We start from the raw sequence: 502 nt of genomic DNA on the forward strand, positions 1-502 counted from the left end.
CTTGCGACAAGCGTCATGTTTCGCGGCTAGACTGACGCTTCGCACGAGGAGGAGTTCCATGCAACAGGTCATCGCGGTGAGCCTCTGCGCCACCCACGCGTTCAGCAAGCAAGTGCGTCCCGCCATCCGCCTCCTGAAAGGCCTCGGCGTCGAGGGCGACGCCCACCACGGCGTCACCGTGAAGCACCGCTCGCGGGTGCGGCAGGACCCGACCCAGCCGAACCTGCGCCAGGTCCACCTGATCCACGAGGAACTGCACGACGAGCTACGCGCCAGCGGCTTCGCCATCGGCCCGGGGACCATGGGCGAGAACATCACCACCCGTGGCGTCGACCTGCTCGGCCTGCCCACCGGCACCCGCCTGCGCCTGGGGGAAAGCGCCCTGGTCGAGCTGACCGGCCTGCGCAATCCCTGCTCGCAGCTGGACAACTACCAGCCCGGACTGACCGCCGCCGTGCTCGGCCGCGACGAACAGGGCAACCTGATTCGCAAGGCCGGGGTG

1 protein-coding gene is annotated in these 502 nt (G+C 68.9%); it reads left to right on the forward strand.

From position 1 onward, the window contains the following. Nucleotides 1–58: 58 nt before the first annotated feature. Nucleotides 59–502, forward strand: a 444-nt coding sequence (locus EEB15_RS33275; RefSeq protein ID WP_141514258.1) for an MOSC domain-containing protein, incomplete at its 3' end; no start/stop codon positions are given.

This window comes from Ramlibacter sp. WS9, assembly GCF_003797765.1.
Taxonomy (GTDB): Bacteria; Pseudomonadota; Gammaproteobacteria; order Burkholderiales; family Burkholderiaceae_C; genus Ramlibacter.